The sequence below is a fragment of the Kitasatospora sp. NPDC057595 genome, assembly GCF_042800875.1.
GTDB lineage: Bacteria > Actinomycetota > Actinomycetes > Streptomycetales > Streptomycetaceae > Kitasatospora.
Genome location: NZ_JBHVGL010000016.1, coordinates 191,342 through 214,391, shown reverse-complemented (window position 1 = coordinate 214,391; position 23,050 = coordinate 191,342). Strand labels below are relative to the sequence as shown.

Genomic DNA, 23,050 nt, shown 5'->3' with positions numbered 1-23,050 from the left:
AGCACGGTTCTGGCTGTCATTCATCAGGTCGATGGAGCATGGTAATGAGCGAGTTCGATTCGGTTGTGCCCGCGTTCGGAACGGCGACCGGGGAAGCGATCGCGGTCATCGGTGCGGCCCGTCGCCCGGCGCGGCCGTCGGGCGAGATCGATGCGGAGTTCTTCGGCCTGCCGTCCGCCGGGCCCGCGGTGGCGGGCCCGGGCCGGGCCGTGCTGCTGGAACCGCTCTGGGAGGCCCTGGAGGACGCCGGTGTCGTCCCCGCGACGGCGGCGGGCGAGGGCGTCGGTGTCTTCCTCGCCCTGCCGCCGGCGGTGAAGGACGAGTCCGAGGTGTCGGACTCCGACCCCGACGTCGCCTCTGTCCTCGCCTTCGCCGAGCTGGTGGGCACCGTGCTGCGTTTGGCCGACGGCGGCGCGGCCGTCACCGTCACACGGTCCGCGCGGGCGGCCGTGGACGCCGCCCGCGCGAGCCTGCGGGGCGGCGGGCGCGGTCTCGCGCTCGTCGCGGGCCCGGACCCGCTGCTCCCCGGGGCGGAGGAGCCGGACGGGTCGTCGGAACCCGGCGGCCACGCTGCCGTCCTGCTCAAGCCGCTCGCCCGGGCGCTCGCCGACGGCGACCGGATCCACGCGGTGCTCCACGGGGACGGCCGCCTCGTGACGCCCGAGACCGACGCCACCGAGACCGGGGCCACCGAGACCGAGGCCACCCAGATCGGGGCCACCGAGACCGAACCCGCGGCCGCCCCGGCCCCGGTGGCCTGGGTCGTCTCCGCGGCGGACCCCGAGGCGCTGCGCGCCCAGGCACAGCGCCTCCACGAGCACCTGACGGCCCGTCCCGAGCTGCGCCCGGCCGACGTGGCCCACGCCCTCGCCACCACCCGCCACCGGTTCGCCCACCGCGCCGTCGTCCTCGGCGAGGACCGCGCTGAACTGCTCGCCGGACTGGCGGCCACGGCACACGGCGACCTCGCCGCCAACCTGGTCCGGGGCACCGCCGGCCCGGCGCGGACCGCCTTCGTGCTGCCGCCCCAGGGCGCGCAGTGGGTCGGCATGGGCGCCGGACTCCTCGACACCTGCGCCCCGTTCCGCGAGGCCGCCGAGGCGTGCCGGGAAGCCCTCGCCCCCCACCTGGACTTCGACGTGCTCGATGTGCTGCGCGACGCCCCCGGCGCGCGGCCCCTGGCGGGCGTGGACGTCATCCAGCCCGCGCTCTTCACCTTCCAGGTCGCCCTCGCCGAGACCTGGCGCGCCTGCGGAGTGCGGCCCGACGCCATCGCGGCGCACAGCCTCGGCGAGCCGGCCGCCGCCCACCTCGCGGGCGCGCTCACGCTGCCCGACGCGGCCCGGGTGATCGCCGTCTGGAGCCGCGCGGAGGCGACGCTGGCGGGCCGCGGCGCGATGGTCATGGTGCCGCTGTCCGAGGCGCAGCTGGCGCCCCGCCTGGCCCGGCACGACGGCCGCCTGGTGGTCAGCGCGTACAACGGCCCCACCTCCGTGGTGGTCTCCGGCGACACCGGCGCCGCCCTCGACCTGCTCGCCGAGCTGAACGCCGAGGGCGTGCGCGCCCGGCAGGTAGCCGTGGACGTCGCCGCGCACTCACCCCACATCGAGGAGCTCCGCGACCAGATGCTGGACGGCCTGGCCGACCTGCGCCCGCGCACCGCCCACACCCCCCTCTACTCCTCGCTGGACGGCGCCCGCATCGACGGCCGGGAGGCGGACGCCGCCCACTGGTACGCGCTGCTGCGCCGGCCCGTCCGCTTCGAGCGGACCACCGCCGCGCTGCTCGCCGACGGCCACGACCTGCTGATCGAGATCGGCCCGCACCCCTCACTGACCGCGGCGATGCAGGAGAGCGCCACCCTCGCCGACAGCCCGGCCGTCGCGCTCGGCTCGCTGCGCCGCGACCAGGGCGGGCCGCGCCGCCTGCACACCGCGCTCGCCGAGGCCCACGTCCGGGGCGCGGACGTCGACTGGACGGCGGCCTTCGACGCCCCGGCCCGGCGCCACGTCCCGCTGCCCACCTACGCCTTCCGCCGGCCCGGCGACGCTCCCGCCCCGGCGGCCGGGCGCCCGGGCCTGCGCGAGCGGCTGCTCGCCCTGCCCGCGAGCGAGCACGAGCGCGTCGCCACCGACCTGGTCCACGCCGTGACCGCCGCGCTGCTCGGCCGTGCCGCCGGCGGGGCCGGCGTCGACCGGACCTTCCGCGACCTCGGCCTCGACTCGGTCGGCGCCGTCGAACTGCGCAACCGGCTGGGCGAGGCCACCGGACTGACCCTCCCGCACACCGTGGTCTTCGAACACCCCACCCCCGGCTCCCTGGCGCGCCGCCTGGTGGCCGAGGCGCTCGGCCGGGGCGAGCGGACGGCCGACGACGAGACGGTGGCCGCCTGGGACGAGCCGATCGCGATCGTCGCGATGAGCTGCCGCCTGCCCGGCGGGATCGACACGCCCGAAGAGCTGTGGCGGGTGCTCAGCGCCGGCGAGGACACCGCCTCCGCCCTCCCGCGCGACCGCGGCTGGGACGTCGACGCGCTCTACGACCCCGAGCCTGGCCTGGCCGGGCACTACTACCAGCGCGAGGGCGGCTTCCTGCACGACGCCGCCGACTTCGACCCCGAGTTCTTCGGCATCTCGCCGCGCGAGGCGCTGGCCATGGAACCGCAGCAGCGCCTGCTGCTGGAGACCGCCTGGGAGACGTTCGAGCGGGCCGGCATCGTCCCGCGCAGCCTGCGCGGCAGCCGCACCGGCACCTTCGTCGGCGTCATGACCCCGGACTACGGCCCGCGCCTGCACCTGGCCGACGAGGAGCTCGGCGGCTACCTGCTGACCGGCAGCACCGCCAGCGTCGCCTCCGGACGCCTCGCCTACTCCTTCGGCCTGGAGGGGCCGGCGGTGACGGTGGACACCGCCTGCTCGTCCTCCCTGGTGGCACTGCACCTGGCCGCGCAGTCGCTGCGCTCGGGCGAGTGCTCGCTGGCACTGGCCGGCGGCGCCACCGTCATGCCCACGGTGGGCATGTTCCTGGAGTTCAGCCGTCAGCGGGCGCTCGCGCCCGACGGCCGCTGCAAGGCCTTCTCGGACCGGGCGGACGGCTTCGGCCTCGCCGAGGGCACCGGCATGGTCCTGCTGGAGCGGCTGTCCGACGCCCGGCGTAACGGCCACCCCGTGCTGGCGGTGCTGCGCGCCACCGCGATCAACCAGGACGGCGCCAGCAACGGGCTGACCGCCCCCAGCGGCAGCGCCCAGCAGCGCGTCATCCGCCAGGCCCTGGCCGGGGCCGGGCTCACCCCGGCCGACGTCGACGCGGTGGAGGCGCACGGCACCGGCACCACGCTCGGCGACCCGATCGAGGCGCAGGCGTTGCTGGCGACGTACGGTCAGGACCGGCCCGCGGACCGGCCGCTGTGGCTCGGCTCGCTCAAGTCGAACATCGGCCACACCCAGGCCGCGGCGGGCGTCTCCGGCGTCATCAAGACGGTCCTGGCGCTGCAGCACGGAGTCCTGCCGAAGAGCCTGCACGCGGCCGAGCCCTCCACCCGGATCGACTGGGCGTCGGGCGCGGTGCGGCTGCTGGCCGAGCCGGTCGACTGGCCCTCCCTCGACCGCCCGCGCCGGGCCGGCGTCTCCTCGTTCGGCATCAGCGGCACCAACGCCCACGCCATCCTCGAACAGGCACCGCCGGCCGACCAGGCCGACCAGGACGACCCGGACGACCCGGACGAGCCCGCCGAGCTTGCCGAGCTTGCCGAGCCCAACGAGCCCTCGGCCGAGGACGGCCCGCGGAGCGCGGCGCAGCCCGTGCCGTGGCTGCTGTCCGCCCGCGGCCCCGAGGCGCTCGCCGTCCAGGCCCGCGCCCTGCTCGCGTTCGCCGACGCCCACCCCGGGCTGCGCCCCGACGAGGTCGGCCACGCCCTGGCCCGCACCCGCACCGCCTTCGAGCACCGCGCGGTGGTGGTCGGCGCCGGACACGCCGAACTGACCGCCGGACTGCGGGCGCTGGCCGACGGCGGCGACGCCCCGAACACCGCCCGGGGCCTGGCCGTCGAGGGACGGCGGGTGGTCTTCGTCTTCCCCGGCCAGGGCTCGCAGTGGGCCGGCATGGCGGTCGACCTGCTGGACGGCTCGGCGGTCTTCCGCGAGCGGATGCGCGCCTGCGCCACGGCGCTCGCCCCGTACGTGGACTGGTCGCTGGAGGACGTGCTGCGCGGCGCGCCGGGCGCGCCGACGCTGGAGGCCGCCGCCGTCGTGCAGCCCGTGCTGTGGGCCGTCATGGTGTCGCTGGCGGAGCTGTGGACCTCCTGCGGCGTCCGGCCCTCGGCCGTCGTCGGCCACTCCCAGGGCGAGATCGCCGCCGCCTGCGTGGCGGGCGCCCTGGACCTCGACGACGCGGCCCGGGTCGTCGCGCTGCGCAGCCAGGTGCTGGGCCGGCTCGCCGGACTCGGCGGCATGGTGGCCCTGCCGCAGTCGCTGCCGGAGGTCACCGAGCGGCTGGCCCGCTGGGAGGGGCGGATCGGCGTCGCCGCCCTGAACGGCCCCCGCTCGGTCGTGGTCTCCGGCGACGCGGACGCGCTGGACGAATTGATGGCCGGCTGCGAGCTCGACGGCGTACGGGCCCGGCGGGTGCCGGTGGACTACGCCTCGCACTGCGCCCACGTCGAGGCGATCGAGGACGAACTCGCCGAGGCCCTGGCGGGCATCACGCCGCGCGCCCCGCAGGTGCCGTTCTACTCCACCGTCACCGGCGAGCCGGTCGAGGGCGCGCTGCTGGACGCCGCCTACTGGTACCGCAACCTGCGCCGCACCGTGCGGTTCGAGCCCGCCACCCGGCGGCTGCTGGACGACGGCCACCAGGTGTTCGTCGAGGTCAGCCCGCACCCGGTGCTCGCCATCGGCGTCCAGGAGAGCGCCGAGGCCGCCGGGACGCCCGTCGAGGTGGTGGGCTCGCTCAACCGTGGACAGGGCGGCCCGGACCGCTTCCTGCGGGCCCTGGGCGAGGCCCACGTCCGCGGGGTGGACGTCGACTGGCCGGCGGTCTTCCCCGGCAGTCCCGCCCGCACTCCCGCCCTGCCCACCTACCCGTTCCAGCGCCGGCGTCTGTGGCTGGACCCCGAGGCGCCCGCCAGCGCGGCCCCGGCGGTCCGCGACGCGGCCGAGACCCGCTTCTGGGAGGCCGTCGAGAGCGAGGACCTCCAGGCCCTGGCCGACACCCTGGCGCTGGACGCCGACGCCGCGCTCGCCGACCTGCTCGGCGGCCTGGCCGCCTGGCGCCGGCAGGCCGACGAGACCGCCACGGTCGACGGCTGGCGCTACCGGATCGACTGGCAGCGCCTGCCGCGCACCCCGGCGGCGGTGACCGGGAACTGGCTGGTCGTCGCCGCCGCGTCCGCGGACGAGCGGCCCCGGCTCACCGCGATCCGCGGCGCGCTGTCCGCGCACGGCGCGCGCAGCCACCTGCTGGCCGTCGAGGCGACCGAGGACCGCGGGCAGCTGGCGGCCCGGCTGGGCGCGCTGGACACCACCGGCTTCACCGGAGTGCTGTGCCTGCTGGCGGAGGAGGAGCACGAGCTGGCGGACCACCGGGTGACGGCCGGCCTCGCCGCGACCGTCGCCCTCGTCCAGGCGCTCGGCGACGCCGACCTCGGCGCCCCGCTCTGGTGCCTCACCTCGGGCGCCGTCTCCACCGGACCGGACGACCCGGTCCGCAGCCCGCTGCAGGCCCAGCTGTGGGGCCTCGGGCGGGTGGTGGGCGCCGAGTACCCGCACCGCTGGGGTGGGGTGATCGACCTGCCGGAGCAGCTGGACGACCGGGCGCTCGCCGTGCTGACCGGTGCCCTGGGCGGGTCGCGCGGCGAGGACGAGCTGGCGGTCCGCGACGGCGCCGCGCTCGGCCGGCGCCTGGTCAGGGCCGCCGCGAGCGCCGCCCCCGCCCGGGCCGGACTGCGCCCGCGCGGCACCGTCCTGCTCACCGGCGGCACCGGCACCCTCGGCGCCCACGTGGCCCGCTGGCTGGCGCACGAGGGGGCCGAACACCTGGTGCTGACCAGCCGCGCCGGTCAGGCCGCGCCGGGCGCCGCCGAACTGCGGGCCGAACTGGAGGCCGTCGGTACCCGCACCACGATCGTCGCCTGCGACGTCGCCGACCGGGAGCAGCTGCGCGAACTGCTCGACTCGCTCGCCGGGGAGCCGGGGGAGCGCGGGGACCTGGCGGTTCCGCCCCTCACCGGCATCGTGCACGCCGCCGGCGTACTGGACGACGGCGTGCTCGACGCGCTGACCGTCGAGCGCCTGGAGCGGGTCCTGCGCCCCAAGGTGGACGCCGCCGTCAACCTGCACGAGCTCACCGCCGACCGCGACCTGGACTTCTTCGTCCTGTTCTCCTCCGTCGCCGGCGTCGTCGGCAACGCCGGCCAGGGCGGCTACGCCGCCGCCAACGCCTTCCTGGACGCGCTTGCCCACCGCCGCCGCGCCCAGGGCCTGCGCGCCACCGCCGTCTCCTGGGGCTCCTGGGGCACCGGCGGCATGATGGGCAGCGCCGTCGAACAGCACCTCAGCCGGCGCGGCATCGTCCCGATGCGGGCCGATCTCGGCATCGAGGCGCTGCGCCGCGCCATGGAGCACGACGACACCGCGGTCACCCTCGCCGACATCGCCTGGGACCGGTTCGTGGCGGCCTTCGCCGTCACCGGCCGCTACCCGCTGCTGGACGACCTGCCCGAGGCGCGCCGGCTGCTGGACGGCGGCCGGGCCGCGGCGGACGCCGACGGCGGCGCCGGGGCGGCGGGCGGCGCGGGCCGGCCGGGGCTCGCCCAGCGGCTGGCGGGCCTGTCCGAGGCCGAAGGGGCGCGTACGGTCCTGGACCTGGTGCGGGCCCAGGCCGCCACCGTGCTCGGCCACGCCGGCCCGTCCGCCGTCCAGCCCGGGCGCGCCTTCCGCGAGGTCGGCTTCGACTCGCTGACCGCCGTCGAACTGCGCAACCGGCTGTCCGCGGCGACCGGCATGCGGCTGCCGACCACCGTCGTCTTCGACCACCCCACCCCCGCCGCCCTGGCCGACTACCTGCACGGCGAGGCCGGCGGGCAGCGGGCGGAGAGCAGCGGGGCGGCGCGCCCGGCGGCCCCGGGCGCCGACGGGGAGCCGATCGCGATCGTCGCGATGAGCTGCCGGTTCCCCGGCGGGGTCCAGTCGCCCGAGCAGCTGTGGCGGCTGCTGGCCGACGGCACCGACGCGCTGGGCGGATTCCCGGAGGACCGCGGCTGGGACCTCGACACCCTCTACCACCCCGACCCGGAACACCTCGGCACCACCTATGCCCGCGAGGGCGGCTTCCTGCACGACGCCGCCGAGTTCGACGCCGGCTTCTTCGGAATCTCGCCGCGTGAGGCGCTGGCGATGGACCCGCAGCAGCGGCTGCTGCTGGAGACCTCCTGGGAGGCCTTCGAGCGGGCCGGAATCGACCCGGCCACGCTCAAGGGGACGCCGTCCGCCGTCTTCGTCGGCTCCAACGGCCAGGAGTACGCCTCCGGCCCGGGCCGGACCCCGGAGGGTGTCGAGGGCTACCTGCTCACCGGACGCGCCGCCAGCGTCATGTCCGGCCGGCTGGCCTACGTCTTCGGCCTGGAGGGGCCGGCGGTGACGGTGGACACCGCCTGCTCCGCCTCGCTGGTGGCCCTGCACCTGGCGGTGCAGGCGCTGCGCTCGGGTGAGTGCTCGCTGGCGCTGGCCGGCGGCGCGACCGTGATGGCCGACCCCGGCGTCTTCGTGGAGTTCAGCCGGCAGCGCGGGCTGGCCGCCGACGGCCGCTGCAAGGCCTTCGCGGCGGCGGCGGACGGCACCGGCTGGGGCGAGGGCGTCGGCATGCTGCTGCTGGAGCGGCTGTCGGACGCCGAGCGCAACGGGCATCCGGTGCTGGCGGTGGTGCGGGGCTCGGCGATCAACCAGGACGGTGCGTCGAACGGTCTGACGGCGCCGAACGGGCCGTCGCAGCAGCGGGTGATCCGTGCCGCACTCGCGAACGCGGGACTGTCGGCGGCGGACGTGGACGCGGTGGAGGCGCACGGCACCGGCACCACGCTGGGCGATCCGATCGAGGCGCAGGCGCTGCTGGCCACGTACGGGAAGGACCGCGAACGGCCGCTGTGGCTCGGGTCGTTGAAGTCCAACATCGGTCACACCCAGGCGGCGGCCGGGGTGGCCGGCGTGATCAAGATGGTGCTGGCCCTGCAGCACGGGGTGCTGCCGAAGACCCTGCACGTGGACGAGCCGACCCCGCACGTGGACTGGTCGGCTGGCGCGGTGCGGCTGCTGACCGAGCCGGTGGAGTGGTCCCCGTCGGACGGCGACCGCCCTCTGCGGGCCGGCGTGTCGGCGTTCGGGGTCAGCGGGACCAACGCCCACGTCATCCTGGAAGCGGCTCCGGCCTCGGCCGTGGTCGACGGCGACGAGCCCCGGGAGCCGGTGGACCTCCCGCTGCCCTGGGTGGTGTCCGGAAAGGACACCGACGCCCTGCCGTCCCAGGCCCGGCGGCTCGCCGCCCACCTCGACGAGCACCCCGAGCTGGACCTCGCCGACCTGGCGTTCTCGCTTTCCACCGGCCGGGCCGCGCTGGAGCGGCGCGCGGTGATCGTGGGCCGGGACCGGGACGAACTGCTGGCCGGGCTGGCCGCGTTGGCGAACGAGCGGCCGGCGCCGCAGCTGCTGCGCGGCGCGGTCGGGCCGGACGGCGCCCGGGTGGCGCTGCTCTTCTCGGGGCAGGGGAGCCAGCGGCTGGGGATGGGGCGTGAACTGTCCGCGTCCTTCCCGGTGTTCGCGGAGACCTTCGACGAGGTCTGCGCCGCCGTGGACGCTCACCTCGAACGGCCGTTGCGTGAGGTGGTGTTCGGGGAGGACGCGGAGCTGCTCAACCGGACCGAGTTCACGCAGCCGGCGTTGTTCGCGGTGGAGGTGGCGCTGTTCCGGCTGGTGGAGTCGTGGGGTGTGCGGGCGGACTTCCTGGCCGGGCACTCGATCGGTGAGCTGGCCGCGGCGCACGTCGCGGGAGTTTTCTCGCTGGCCGATGCCGCCGAACTGGTGGTGGCGCGCGGCCGGTTGATGCAGGAGCTGCCGTCGGGTGGTGCGATGGTGGCGGTGCAGGCCTCGGAGGACGAGGTGGCGCCGCTGCTGGAAGGCCGTGCGGACCTGGTGGGCATCGCCGCCGTCAACGGCCCCACGTCGGTGGTCATTTCCGGCGCCGAGGAGACCGTGGCGGAGGTCGTCGACCTGCTCGCCGCCGACGGCCGGCGCACCAAGCGGCTCACCGTCTCGCACGCCTTCCACTCGCCGCTGATGGAGCCGATGCTGGCGGGCTTCCGCGCGGTCGCGCAGCGCGTGACCTTCGCCGCGCCCGCCCTGCCGATCGTCTCGACGCTCACCGGAAGGTTCACCACCGCCGAGGAGTTGGCCGACCCCGAGTACTGGGTGCGGCACGTCCGCCACGCCGTCCGGTTCGCCGACGCCGTCGGGACACTGGCGGCCGACGGCGCGACGGCCTTCCTGGAGATCGGCCCCACCGCCGTGCTGACCCCGATGGCCCGGGAGACGCTGGCGGACGGACCCGCAGTCCTGGTGCCCGCCCTGCGCAGGGACCACGCCGAGGCCGAGGCCTTCACCACCGCCCTCGCCCACCTGTACGCCAACGGTGTCGCCCTCGACTGGAACGCGGTCCTCGCCGACCGCGGCGCCCGACGCGTCGACCTGCCGACCTACGCCTTCCAGCGCCGGCACTACTGGCTCCGGATGCCGACGGCCGCCGACGCGACCGCGATCGGCCAGGCCGAGGCCGAACACCCCATGCTGGGAGCCGTGGTGGGCCTTCCGGACGGCACCACGGTACTGACCGGCCGGCTCTCGCAGGCCACCCACCCCTGGCTGACCGACCACGCCGTCTCCGGCGTGGTGCTGGTCCCCGGCACGGCCTTCGTCGAACTCGCCGTCCGCGCGGGCCGGCAGGTCGGCCACGAGCGGGTCGAGGAGTTCACCCTGGAGGCCCCGCTGGTGCTGCCGGAACACGGCGGCGTCCAGCTGCGGCTCACCGTCGGCCCCGAGGACCACGACGGGCGACGCTCCCTCGACCTGCACTCCCGGCCGGAGGACCGGCTCGACGAGCAGGAGTGGACCCGCCACGCCGCCGGGACGCTCGCGAGCGGGCCCGCGCCGGCCGAACCGTTCGACCTGAGCGCCTGGCCGCCCCCGGGTGCCACCCCGGTCGACACCGGCGACCTCTACGACCGGCTGGCCGAGCTGGGCTTCGGCTACGGCCCGGTGTTCCGCGGCCTGCGCGGGGCCTGGCGGCAGGGCGAGCACCTGTTCGCCGAGGCCGCCCTGCCCGCCGTGGCCGCCGCGCAGGCGGGCGCCTTCGGCCTTCACCCCGCCCTGCTCGACTCCGCGCTGCACGCCTCCTGGCTCGGCCTGCTCTCCGGCACCGAGACCGGACAGGGCCTGCTGCCGTTCTCCTGGGGCGAGGTGGACCTGCGGGCCGGCGGCGCCGCCGTCCTCCGCATCAAGCTGACCCCGGCCGGACCGGACACGGTGTCGGTGCTCGTCGCCGACGGCGCGGGCCTGCCGGTCGCCACGGTCGGCCGCCTGGTCCTGCGCCCGGTCGACGCCGAGCAGCTGCGTGCTGCGGCCGGGGCCCGCCAGGACGCGCTGTTCCGGCTCGACTGGGTGAGCGCGCCGCCGAGCGAGGCGGTCCCCGCGTCGGCGGTCCTGACGCTGGAGGCCTCCACCGCCGAGGCCGAGCTGTCCGCGCTCGCGCGGGCCGTCGACGGCGGAGCGCCGGTGCCCGCCTACGTGGCGGTCGTCTCTGCGGCGCCCGACACGACCGAACTGCCGGACGTCGCAGACCTGGCCGACGCCGTCCGCGCGGCCGCCCACCGCACGCTGCGGCTCGTGCAGAGCTGGCTCGCCGACGAACGGTTCAGCGCCGCCCGTCTGGTGGTGGTGACCCGTCACGCCACCGCACCCGACGGCGCACCCGACACGCTCGACCCGGCCGAGGCCGCCGTCTGGGGCCTGCTGCGCTCGACCCAGTCGGAACACCCGGACCGGTTCGTGCTGGTCGACCTGGACCGGGACACCGAAGCGGCCGAGGCGCTGCCCGCCGCGCTGGGCAGCGGTGAGCCGCAGCTCGCCGTGCGGGCCGGCGGCCTCCTGCTGCCCCGCCTGGCGAAGACCGCCGACCCGGGACCGGACACCGGCCGGGCATTCCGGGCCGACGGCACCGTACTGATCACCGGCGCGACCGGAACGCTCGGCCGCCTGGTGGCGCGCCACCTGGTCACCGAGCGCGGCGTCCGGCACCTCCTGCTGGTGGGCCGGCGCGGACTCGCGGCCGAGGGAGCGGAACAGTTCGAGGCGGAGCTCGCGGCCCTCGGCGCCGAGCCCGTCACCGCCGCCTGCGACGTGGCGGACCGCGACGCGCTCGCCGCACTGCTCGCGACCGTCCCCGCCGACCGCCCGCTGTCGGCCGTGGTGCACGCGGCCGGCGTGACGGACGACGGCGTCGTCTCCGCCCTCACACCCGAACGGATGGACCGGGTGCTGCGCCCCAAGGTGGCGGCGGCGCTCAACCTCCACGCGCTGACCCGGCACCTGGACCTGTCCGCGTTCGTGCTGTTCAGCTCGGTCTCCGCCACGCTCGGCGGCGCCGGGCAGGGCAACTACGCGGCGGCGAACGCCTTCCTGGACGCGCTCGCGCAGCGACGCCGGGCGGCCGGACTGCCGGGCGTCTCGCTGGCCTGGGGCCTGTGGGCCGAGGGCAGCGGCATGACCGGCAAGCTCGCCACCGCCGACCTCGCCCGGATCCGGCGGATGGGCCTGGCCGCGATGGACTCCGCCGACGCGCTCGCCCTGTTCGACGCCGCGTGCGCGACCGACGGCGATGTGCTCTTCCCGGTGCGGCTGGACACCGCCGGGCTGCGCGTCAGGGCGGCGGACGGGGAGGTCCCGGCCCTGCTGCGCGGGCTGGTCAGGGCCGGCGGCCGGCGGAGCAGGGCCGTCGACGCCCCGGCCGTGGGCGACTCCGGCACGCTGGCCGGCCGCCTGGCCCCGCTGGCCGAGGCCGAGCGGCTGCGCGTCCTGCTGGATCTGGTCCGGCTGCAGATCGCGACCGCGCTCGGCCACGCCTCCCCGGAGCAGGTCGATCCCGAACGCGCCTTCAAGGACCTGGGCTTCGACTCGCTGACGGCGGTGGAGCTGCGGAACGCGTTGAACGCGGTCTGTGGGGTGCGGTTGCCGGCGACGCTGGTGTTCGATCATCCGACGCCGGGGGCGTTGGCGCGGTACCTGCTGGCCGAGTTGGTGGGCGCGTCGGCGGGCGAGCGGGAGGTTTCCGGTTCCGCTCTGGCGTCGGTGGACGGTGAGGCGATCGCGATCGTCGGTATGAGCTGCCGCTACCCGGGCGGGGTCGCCTCGCCGGAGGAGTTGTGGCGGTTGGTGGCTGAGGGTGGTGACGCGATCGGGGGGTTCCCGGCGGACCGTGGCTGGGATCTGGAGGGGCTGTACCACCCGGATCCGGAGCATGCCGGTACGAGTTACACGCGTGAGGGTGGATTCCTCTATGGGGCCGGGGAGTTCGATCCGTCGTTCTTCGGGATCTCGCCGCGTGAGGCGCTGGCGATGGACCCGCAGCAGCGGTTGCTGCTGGAGACGTCCTGGGAGGCGTTCGAGCGGGCGGGCATCGACCCGACCTCGGTGAAGGGCTCGCGGACCGGCGTCTTCGCCGGCGTCATGTACCACGACTACGGCTCACGCCTGCCCGTCGCACCCGAAGGCTTCGAGGGGTACCTGGTCAACGGCAGCGCGGGGAGCATCGCCTCCGGCCGGGTGGCCTACACCTTCGGCCTGGAGGGGCCGGCGGTGACGGTGGACACGGCGTGCTCCTCGTCGCTGGTGGCGCTGCACCTGGCGGCGCAGGCGCTGCGCTCCGATGAGTGCTCGCTGGCGCTGGTCGGCGGTGTCACCGTGATGGCCACGCCGAGCATCTTCGTGGAGTTCAGCCGGCAGCGCGGGTTGTCGGTCGACGGCCGCTGCAAGGCGTTCGGCGCCGGGGCGGACGGTACCGGGTGGGCCGAGGGTGTCGGCATGCTGCTGGTCGAGCGGCTGTCGGACGCGCGCCGCAACGGGCATCCGGTGCTGGCGGTGGTGCGGGGTTCGGCGGTGAACCAGGACGGTGCGTCGAACGGGCTGACGGCGCCGAACGGGCCGTCGCAGCAGCGGGTGATCCGCCAGGCGCTGGCGAACGCGGGGCTGTCGGCGGCGGACGTGGACGTGGTGGAGGCGCACGGGACCGGGACGACGCTGGGCGATCCGATCGAGGCGCAGGCGCTGCTGGCGACGTACGGGCAGGGCCGCGAACGGCCGCTGTGGCTCGGGTCGTTGAAGTCGAACATCGGTCACACCCAGGCCGCGGCGGGTGTGGCGGGTGTGATCAAGATGGTGATGGCGATGCAGCACGGGGTGCTGCCGAAGACCCTGCACGTCGATGAGCCCTCGCCGCACGTGGACTGGTCGGCGGGCGCGGTGCGGTTGCTGTCGGAGCCGGTGGAGTGGCCTTCCGGCGATCGTCCGCGCCGGGCCGGGGTCTCCTCGTTCGGGGTCAGCGGCACCAACGCGCACATCGTGCTGGAGCAGCCCCCGGCGGCGGTCGTCGACCAGCGGCCGGAGGACGAGCCGGCGTCGGATCTCGCCGTCGCCTGGCCGCTGTCGGCGAAGGATCCGGCCGCGCTGCGGGGCCAGGCCGAGCACCTGCTCGCACACCTCGCCGAGCGTCCGGAGCTGGGACTCGCCGAGGTCGGCCGGTCGCTGGCCACCTCGCGCGCCGCGCTGACGCACCGCGCGGTGGTGGTGGGTCGGGACCGGGAGGAACTGCTGCAGGGCCTGTCGGCGGTGGCGGAGGACCGGCCGTCGGCCGCCGGCCTCGTGACAGGCGAGGCAGGGGCCTCGGGCGGCCGGCTGGCGTTGCTCTTCTCGGGGCAGGGGAGCCAGCGGCTGGGGATGGGGCGTGAGCTGCACGCGTCGTTCCCGGTGTTCGCGGAGGCCTTCGACGAGGTCTGCGCCGCGGTCGACGTCCACCTCGAACGGCCGTTGCGTGACGTGGTGTTCGGCGAGGATACGGAACGTCTCAACCGGACCGAGTTCACCCAGCCGGCGTTGTTCGCGATCGAAGTCGCGCTGTTCCGGCTCGTCGAGTCGTGGGGCGTGCGGGCGGACTTCCTGGCCGGTCACTCGATCGGCGAGTTCGCCGCCGCGCACGTCGCGGGCGCCCTCTCGTTGGCGGACGCCGCCGAACTGGTGGTGGCGCGTGGCCGGTTGATGCAGGAGCTGCCGTCGGGGGGTGCGATGGTGGCGGTGCGGGCCTCGGAGGACGAGGTGGTGCCGCTGCTGGAAGGCCGTGCGGACCTGGTGGGCATCGCGGCCGTGAACGGGCCTACGTCGGTGGTGCTTTCGGGCACGGAGGAGGCCGTGGCGGAGGTCGTCGAGCTGCTGGCGGCCGACGGCCGGCGGACGAAGCGGCTCACCGTCTCGCACGCGTTCCACTCGCCGCTGATGGAACCGATGCTCGCCCGCTTCCGTGGGGTCGCCGAGCGCGTCACGTTCGCCGAGCCGACCCGCCCGATCGTCTCGACCCTCACCGGACAGGTGGTCACCGCCGAGGAGTTGGCGGACCCGGAGTACTGGGTGTGGCACGTCCGGCACGCGGTCCGGTTCGCGGACGCCGTCCAGACGCTCGCCTCGAACGGTGTGACGGCGTTCCTGGAGGTCGGCCCGGGCGGTCTGACCTCGATGGTTCAGGAGACGTCGGCGGACGCCGTCGCCGTCCCGGCTCTGCGCGCCGACCGCGCCGAGGCCGAGGCCTTCACCACCGCCCTGGCCCAGCTCCACACCCACGGCATCACCCTCGACTGGGACGCCGTCTTTGCCGGTCGCGGCGCCCGACGCGTCGACCTGCCGACCTATGCCTTCCAGCGCCGCCACTACTGGCTGGAGGCGCCCGCGACCGCCGGGGACGTGACCTCCGTCGGCCTGGCCGCCGCCGAGCACGCCCTGCTGGGTGCGGCGGTGAGCCTGCCCGACGGCGGCGTTCTGCTCACCGGCCGTCTGTCGCTCCCCACCCACCCCTGGCTGGCCGACCACGCCGTGTCCGGTGTGACCCTGCTGCCCGGCACGGCCTTCCTGGAGATGGCCGTCCGGGCCGGCGACGAGGCCGGGTGCGACCGGGTGGACGAACTGACCCTCGCCGCACCGCTGGTGCTCCCCGCGCGGGACGCGGTGCAGCTGCGGGTGACCGTCGGAGCCGCCGACGCGACCGGGCGGCGGGCACTGGAGATCCACTCGCGCTCCGAGGACGGCGCGGCGGCGGATGCCCCGTGGACCAGCCACGCCACCGGCCTCCTCGCGCGGGCCGTGGACGCGGTCTCGCCGGACACCGTCGACGCGGCCGTCTGGCCGCCCGCCGGTGCGACGGCGGTGGACATCGACGGCTGCTACGAGCGACTGGAGGAGGCCGGCTTCGGCTACGGCCCGGTGTTCCGGGGCCTGCGTGCCGTGTGGCGGCACGGGTCGGCGCTCCTGGCCGAGGTCGCGCTGCCCGAGGACGTCCCGGTGGCCGGCTTCGCCCTGCACCCGGCCCTGCTCGACTCCGCCCTGCACGCGATGGGCCTGGGTGGGTTCCTCGCCGACGGCCCCGAGGGGCGGCTGCCGTTCTCGTGGAGCGGGGTGGGCGTGTCCGCCACGGGCGCGACCGCGTTGCGGGTCCGGCTGGCCCCGGTGACCGGCTCCGCTTCCGGAGCGCACGGCGTGTCGCTGTCGATCGCGGACGGCGAAGGCCGGCCGGTGGCCTCGGTGGAGGCGCTGGGCCTGCGGTCGGTGACGGGCGAGCAGCTCGCGGCCGCCGGATCGGCGGTGGCGGGCTCGCTCTACCGGGTGGAGTGGGTGCCGGGGTCGGTGGCGGCGGGTGAGGTTGTCGAGGTGGAGGTCCGTGAGGGTCTGGAGGCTCCGGGGGCCGATGCGGAGGTGCCCGGGCGTCTGGCGGTGGTGTGCCCGCCGTCGGGGGCAGGCCCCGAGGGTGTGCGTGCGGTTGTCGGCGGCGTGTTGGAGCTGTTGAAGGAGTGGTTGGGAGAGGAGCGCTTCGAGGGTTCGCGGTTGGTCGTGGTGACCCGTGGCGGGGCCGGGGAGGGTGCTGTTGATGCGGGTCAGGCGGCGGTGTGGGGTCTGGTGCGGTCGGCGCAGTCGGAGCATCCGGGCCGGTTCGTGCTGGTGGATGTGGAACCGGGGGCCGGGGACGTCGGGGTGGCGGTGTCGGCGGCCGTGGCGTCGGGTGAGCCGCAGGTCGCGGTGCGTGGTGGCCGGGTGCTGGTGCCGCGTCTGACGAGGGTGGCTGCCGTTGAGAGCGCTGCTGTTCCCTTGGCCGAGGGTGGCACGGTGCTGGTGACGGGCGCCTCGGGCACGCTGGGGCGTCTGGTGGCGCGGCATCTGGTCGCCGGGCACGGCGTGCGTCGGCTGCTGCTGGTGAGCCGCCGCGGGGAGCTGGCGCCGGGTGCGGCGGAGTTCGAGGCCGAACTCGCCGCTCTGGGCGCGGAGGCGGTCACGGCGGCCTGCGACGTGGCGGACCGTGACGCGCTGGCCGCGCTGCTGGCGGCCGTCCCGGCGGAGCACCCGCTGACGGGGGTCGTGCACGCGGCCGGTGTGACCGACGACGGGCTGATCGAGTCCTTGTCGGCGGAGCGGATCGACCGGGTGTTCCGTCCGAAGGTGGATGCGGCGCTGCATCTGGATGAGCTGACGCGAGGCCTGGAGCTGTCGGCGTTCGTCCTCTTCTCCTCCGCCGCCGGTGTGCTGGGAAGTGCGGGGCAGGGCAACTACGCGGCGGCGAACGTCTTCCTGGACGCGCTCGCGCGGCGACGCCGGGCGGCCGGGCTGCCCGCGGTGTCGCTGGCCTGGGGCCTGTGGGCCCAGGACAGTGCGCTCAGCGGCGAGCTGAGCGAGGTGGACCGGCGCCGGATCTCCCGCTCCGGGATGGCCGCGATCGAGACCGAGGACGGCCTGGCGCTCTTCGACGCTGCTCTTCGCAGTGCGGATCCGGTGGTCGTGCCCATCCGGCTGGAGACCGCCACGCTGGCCGCCCAGGCCCGCTCCGGGGCACTGCCGGCGCTGCTCAGCGGCCTGGTGCGCACCCCGCTGCGGCGCACGCTCGACGGCTCCGCCACGACGGCGACCGGTTCGACGTTGGCCCGGCGACTGGCGGGCCGCCCCGCCGCCGAGCAGCTCGACATCGTCCAGGCCCTGGTGCGCGAGCAGGCGGCCACGGTCCTGGGGCACGAGTCGGCGGCCACCGTCGCGGTGGACCGCCAGTTCAGGGAGCTGGGCTTCGACTCGCTGACGGCGGTGGAGCTGCGGAACGCGTTGAACGCGGTCTGTGGGGTGCGGTTGCCGGCGACGCTGGTGTTCGACCATCCGACGCCGGAGGCGTTGGCGCGGTACCTGCTGGCCGAGTTGGTGGGCGCGTCGGGGGCCGAGCGGGAGGTTTCCGGTCCTGCTCTGCCGTCGGTGGACGGTGAGGCGATCGCGATCGTCGGTATGAGCTGCCGCTACCCGGGCGGGGTCGCCTCGCCGGAGGAGTTGTGGCGGTTGGTGGCTGAGGGTGGTGACGCGATCGGGGGGTTCCCGGCGGACCGTGGCTGGGATCTGGAGGGGCTGTACCACCCGGATCCGGAGCATGCCGGTACGAGTTACACGCGTGAGGGTGGATTCCTGTACGGGGCTGGGGAGTTCGATCCGTCGTTCTTCGGGATCTCGCCGCGTGAGGCGCTGGCGATGGACCCGCAGCAGCGGTTGCTGCTGGAGACGTCCTGGGAGGCGTTCGAGCGGGCGGGCATCGACCCGACCTCGGTGAAGGGCTCGCGGACCGGCGTCTTCGCCGGCGTCATGTACCACGACTACGCGTCGCAGCTCGCGAAGGTGCCGGACGGCCTCGAAGGCCACCTCGGTATGGGGACCTCCGGCAGCGTGGCGTCCGGCCGGGTGGCCTACACCTTCGGCCTGGAGGGGCCGGCGGTGACGGTGGACACGGCGTGCTCCTCGTCGCTGGTGGCGCTGCACCTGGCGGCGCAGGCGCTGCGCTCCGATGAGTGCTCGCTGGCGCTGGTCGGCGGTGTCACCGTGATGGCGACACCGAACACCTTCATCGAGTTCAGCCGGCAGCGCGGGTTGTCGGCGGACGGCCGCTGCAAGGCGTTCGGCGCCGGGGCGGACGGTACTGGGTGGGCCGAGGGTGTCGGCATGCTGCTGGTCGAGCGGCTGTCGGACGCGGAGCGCAACGGGCATCCGGTGCTGGCGGTGGTGCGGGGTTCGGCGGTGAACCAGGACGGTGCGTCGAACGGGCTTACGGCGCCGAACGGGCCGTCCCAGCAGCGGGTGATCCGGCAGGCGCTGGCGAGTGCGGGGCTGTCGGCGGCGGACGTGGACGTGGTGGAGGCGCACGGGACCGGGACGACGCTGGGCGATCCGATCGAGGCCCAGGCGCTGCTGGCCACGTACGGGCAGGACCGCGAACGGCCGCTGTGGCTCGGGTCGATCAAGTCGAACATCGGTCACACGCAGGCCGCGGCGGGTGTGGCGGGTGTGATCAAGATGGTGATGGCGATGCGGCACGGGGTGCTGCCCCGCACGCTGCACGTCGATGAGCCCTCGCCGCACGTGGACTGGTCGGCGGGCGCGGTGCGGTTGCTGACCGATCCGGTGGAGTGGCCTTCCGGTGATCGTCCGCGCCGGGCCGGCGTCTCCTCGTTCGGGGTCAGCGGCACCAATGCGCACGTCGTGCTGGAGCAGCCCCCGGCGGCGGTCACCGACGACCGGCCGCCGAGTGCGCCGGTGCGCGACGGGGCCGTCGTGCCATGGACACTGTTCGCCAAGGACGAGCCCGCGCTGCGGGCGCAGGCGCGACGCCTGGCCGCGTTTGTCACCGAGTACCCGGAGCTCGACCCGGTGGACCTCGGCTACTCGCTGGCCACCTCGCGCGCCGCGCTGGAGCACCGTGCGGTGGTGGTGGGCCGGGACCGGGAGGAACTGCTCCAGGCCGTGGCCGCGACAGCCGAGGACCGGCAGCCCGTCGGGTCGGCGCGGGGCTCTGCCTCGCCGGACGCCGGGCTCGCGGTTCTCTTCTCGGGGCAGGGGAGTCAGCGGCTGGGGATGGGGCGTGAGCTGTACGCTGCGTTCCCGGTGTTCGCGGAGGCCTTCGACGAGGTGTGTGCAGCCTTGGACGTTCACCTTGAACGGCCGCTTCATGGCGTGGTGTTCGGCGAGGACGTGGAGCTGCTGGGGCGGACGGAGTTCACGCAGCCGGCGTTGTTCGCGGTGGAGGTGGCGCTGTTCCGGCTGGTGGAGTCGTGGGGTGTGCGGGCGGACTTCCTGGCCGGGCACTCGATCGGCGAGTTCGCCGCCGCCCACGTGGCCGGCGTCCTTTCGCTGGCCGACGCCGCTGAACTGGTGGTGGAACGCGGCCGGTTGATGCAGGAACTGCCGCCCGGCGGCGCGATGGTGGCGGTGCAGGCCGCTGAGCACGAGGTGGCGCCGCTGCTGGAAGGCCGCGAGGATGTGATCGGTATCGCGGCCGTCAACGGCCCTGCCTCGGTAGTGCTTTCGGGCGCCGAGGACGCGGTGGCGGAGGTCGTCGAGCTGCTGGCGGCCGACGGTCGGCGGACGAAGCGGCTCGCGGTTTCGCACGCGTTCCACTCGCCGCTGATGGAACCGATGCTGGCGGGCTTCCGCGAGGTCGCCGAGCGCGTCACGTTCGCCGAGCCGACCCGCCCGATCGTCTCGACGCTCACCGGGCAGCTCGTCACCGCCGAGGAGTTGGCCGACCCGGAGTACTGGGTGCGGCACATCCGCCAGGCGGTCCGGTTCGCGGACGCCGTCCAGACGCTCGCGGCCAAGGGTGTGACGGCGTTCCTGGAGGTCGGCCCCGGCGGCCTGACCTCGATGGTCCAGGAGAGCCTGGCCGAGACCGTCGCCGTCCCCACCCTGCGCGGCGACCGCGCCGAGGCCGAGTCCTTCACCACCGCCCTCGCCCGGCTCCACACCCACGGCATCACCCTCGATTGGGACGCCGTGTTCAGCGGCACCGGCGCCCGGCGCGTGGACCTGCCGACCTACGCCTTCCAGCACGAGCGGTACTGGTTGGAGTCGGGCCGGCCGGCGGGTGACATCACGGCGGCGGGTCTGACAGCGGCCGAGCACCCCTTGCTGGGAGCGGCTGTGGCGCTCGCAGGCGGTGAGGGCGCGCTGCTGACCGGCCGGTTGTCGCTGGCGGCGCAGCCGTGGCTGGCGGACCACGTCGTGACGGGCGCGGTCCTGCTGCCCGGGACGGCGCTGGTGGACCTGGTGCTGCGGGCGGGTGACGAGGTGGGCTGCGACCTGCTGGAGGAGCTGACCCTCCGGGCGCCGCTGGTCCTTCCCGAGCGGGGCGCGGTGCAGCTGCAGATCACGGTCGGCGGCGCCGACGAGTCCGGCCGCCGCGCGGTGAGCGTGTACGCGCGGGCGGAGGCGGGCGATGGCGCCGAACCGTGGATCTGCCACGCGACCGGAGCGGTCGCACCGGGGCGGGGCGAGGCGTTCGACCTCGTGGAGTGGCCGCCGAGTGCGGCGGAGGCCGTGGCGACCGAGGGCTGCTACGACCGCCTCGCCGAACTGGGCTTGGACTACGGCCCGGTGTTCCGGGGGCTGCGCAAGGTGTGGCGGCGCGGGGAGGAGGTGTTCGCCGAGGTCGTGCTGCCGGAGGGCACGGAGGCCGGCGGCTTCGGTGTCCACCCGGCGCTGCTGGACGCGGCCCTGCACGCGGTCGGCTTGGGCGGGTTGCTGCCCGACACCGGTCAGGGGCGGATCCCGTTCTCCTGGAGCGGGGTGCGGCTGGCGGCGACCGGCGCACACGCGCTGCGCGTGCGGCTGGCCCCGGCCGGGCAGGACGCCGTCTCGCTGCTGGTCGCCGACGCCACCGGCCGCCCCGTCGCCTCGGTCGAATCCCTAGTCCTGCGCCCCTTCTCCGGCGAGGAGTTGAGCGCTGCCCGCAGTGGCCGGCCGGACTCGCTCCACCGCGTCGACTGGACGGTGCTGCCCGTCGAGTGGCGGTCGATGGGCGAGTCGTGGGCCGTCATCGGAGAGGACGACGGCCTGCGCGCCGCCGTCGAGGAGACCGGAGCACGCGCCGACTTCCACCCGGACCTGCCCGCCGTGCTGCGGCGGCTGGAGAGCGGTGGCCGGGCGCCCGAGGTGGTCCTGGCCGCCGCGGGCGGCAAGGCCGACAGCGACCACCCCGCCGAGCACGTGCACCGCAGCGTCCACCGGATGCTGGAGCTGTTGCAGCGGTGGGTGTCCGACGAGCGGCTCACCGACTCCCGGCTCGTGGTGCTGACCGGCAACGCCGTGGTCGCGCGGGACGGCGACAAGGAGGTCGACCCGGCCCAGGCCGCCGTCCGGGGCCTGGTGCGCTCCGCGCAGTCGGAACACCCGGGCCGCTTCCTCCTGGTCGACCTGGACCGGGACGCGGACTCGGTGCGCGCCCTGCCCGCACTGCTCGACGCGGGCGAGGAGCAGGTCGCGGTGCGCGACGGCCAGGTGCTGGTGCCCCGGCTCGCAAGGATCGGCACGACGGACGAGGATCCCGCCGTCCCCTTCGTCGAGGGTGGCACGGTGCTGGTGACGGGCGCGTCGGGCGCGTTGGGGCGTGTGGTGGCGCGGCATCTGGTGGCCGAGCGGGGTGTGCGTCGGCTGTTGCTGGTGAGCCGTTCGGGTGCGGGTGCCGAGGGCATGGCCGACTTGGTCGGGGAGTTGACGGCGGCGGGTGCCGAGGTCGCTGTCGAGGCCTGCGACGTGGCGGATCGTGACGCGCTGGCCGGCCTGCTGGCGGCCGTCCCGGCGGAGCATCCGCTGACGGGGGTCGTGCATGCGGCGGGTGTGACGGACGACGGGCTGGTCGAGTCGTTGTCGTCGGAGCGGGTCGACCGGGTGTTCGGTCCGAAGGTGGATGCGGCGCTGCATCTGGACGAGTTGACGCGGGACTTGGAGCTGTCGGCGTTCGTCCTCTTCTCCTCCGCCGCCGGTGTGTTCGGCAGTGCGGGGCAGGGCAACTACGCGGCGGCGAACGCGTTCCTGGACGCGCTCGCGCTGCAGCGGCGGGCGGCCGGGCTGCCCGCGGTGTCGCTGGCCTGGGGCCTGTGGGCCGAAGGCAGTGGGATCACCGGTCGGATGACGGCGGCGGACCACGCCAGGATGGCCCGCGGTGGAGTGCTGCCGCTCGCCACCGAGGAAGGCCTGGCGCTCTTCGACGCCGCCGCCTCCGGCCGGGTCGGGACGACCGTCGTGCCGCTGCGGCTGGACCCCGCGGGCCTGCGGGCCCAGGCCGCGGACGGCTCGCTGCCCGCGCTGCTGCGGGGGCTGGTGCGGACGCCGGCCCGGCGGGCGGCCGCGAGCGCGACGCCGGACGCGGCGGTGACGCTGTCGGCCCGGCTGACCGGCCTGGGCGAGGCCGAGCAGCAGAAGCTGCTGCTGGACGTGGTCTGCGAGCACGTGGCGTCCGTCCTCGGGCTCGCCTCGCCCCAGGCGGTGCGTCCCGAGCGGCAGTTGCGCGAACTCGGGTTCGACTCGCTGACCGCGGTCGACCTGCGCAACCGCCTCGCCACGGCGAGCGGACTGCGGCTGCCGCCCACGCTGATCTTCGACTACCCGACGCCCAACGAGCTCGCCGAGTACCTGCGCGCCGAGACCGCGCCGGCGGTGCCCGGGGTCGGTGCGCTGCTCGCCGAACTGGACGACCTGGAGGCGACGTTGCGCACGGTGGCACCGGACGACGAAGGCCGGACGGCCGTCGCCTCGCGGCTGCGGGCGCTCGCGGCGCTGTGGGCGGACGCCGCCCCGGCGGAGCGGACCGGAATCGCCGACGAGCTCGGCGGAGCGACCGACGACGAGATGTACGACTTCATCGGCAAGGAGTTCGGCATCTCCTGACCCCCGGAGAGTTGGCG

The 23,050-nt window shown here is 75.5% G+C and carries 1 protein-coding gene; it reads left to right on the top strand.

The annotated features are described in order from the left end of the window. The first annotated feature begins 44 nt into the window (after positions 1-44). Positions 45-23,033 carry a type I polyketide synthase gene (locus ACFU9E_RS23870; RefSeq protein WP_380715326.1) on the top strand — a complete coding sequence of 7,663 codons (22,989 nt, stop codon included), beginning with the start codon at positions 45-47 and terminating at the stop codon, positions 23,031-23,033. Positions 23,034-23,050 lie beyond the last annotated feature (17 nt).

Bases quoted from the DNA above. Each gene is read 5' to 3' on its own strand.
- ACFU9E_RS23870 (WP_380715326.1), top strand. From the start codon at position 45: ATGAGCGAGTTCGATTCGGTTGTGCCCGCGTTCGGAACGGCGACCGGG.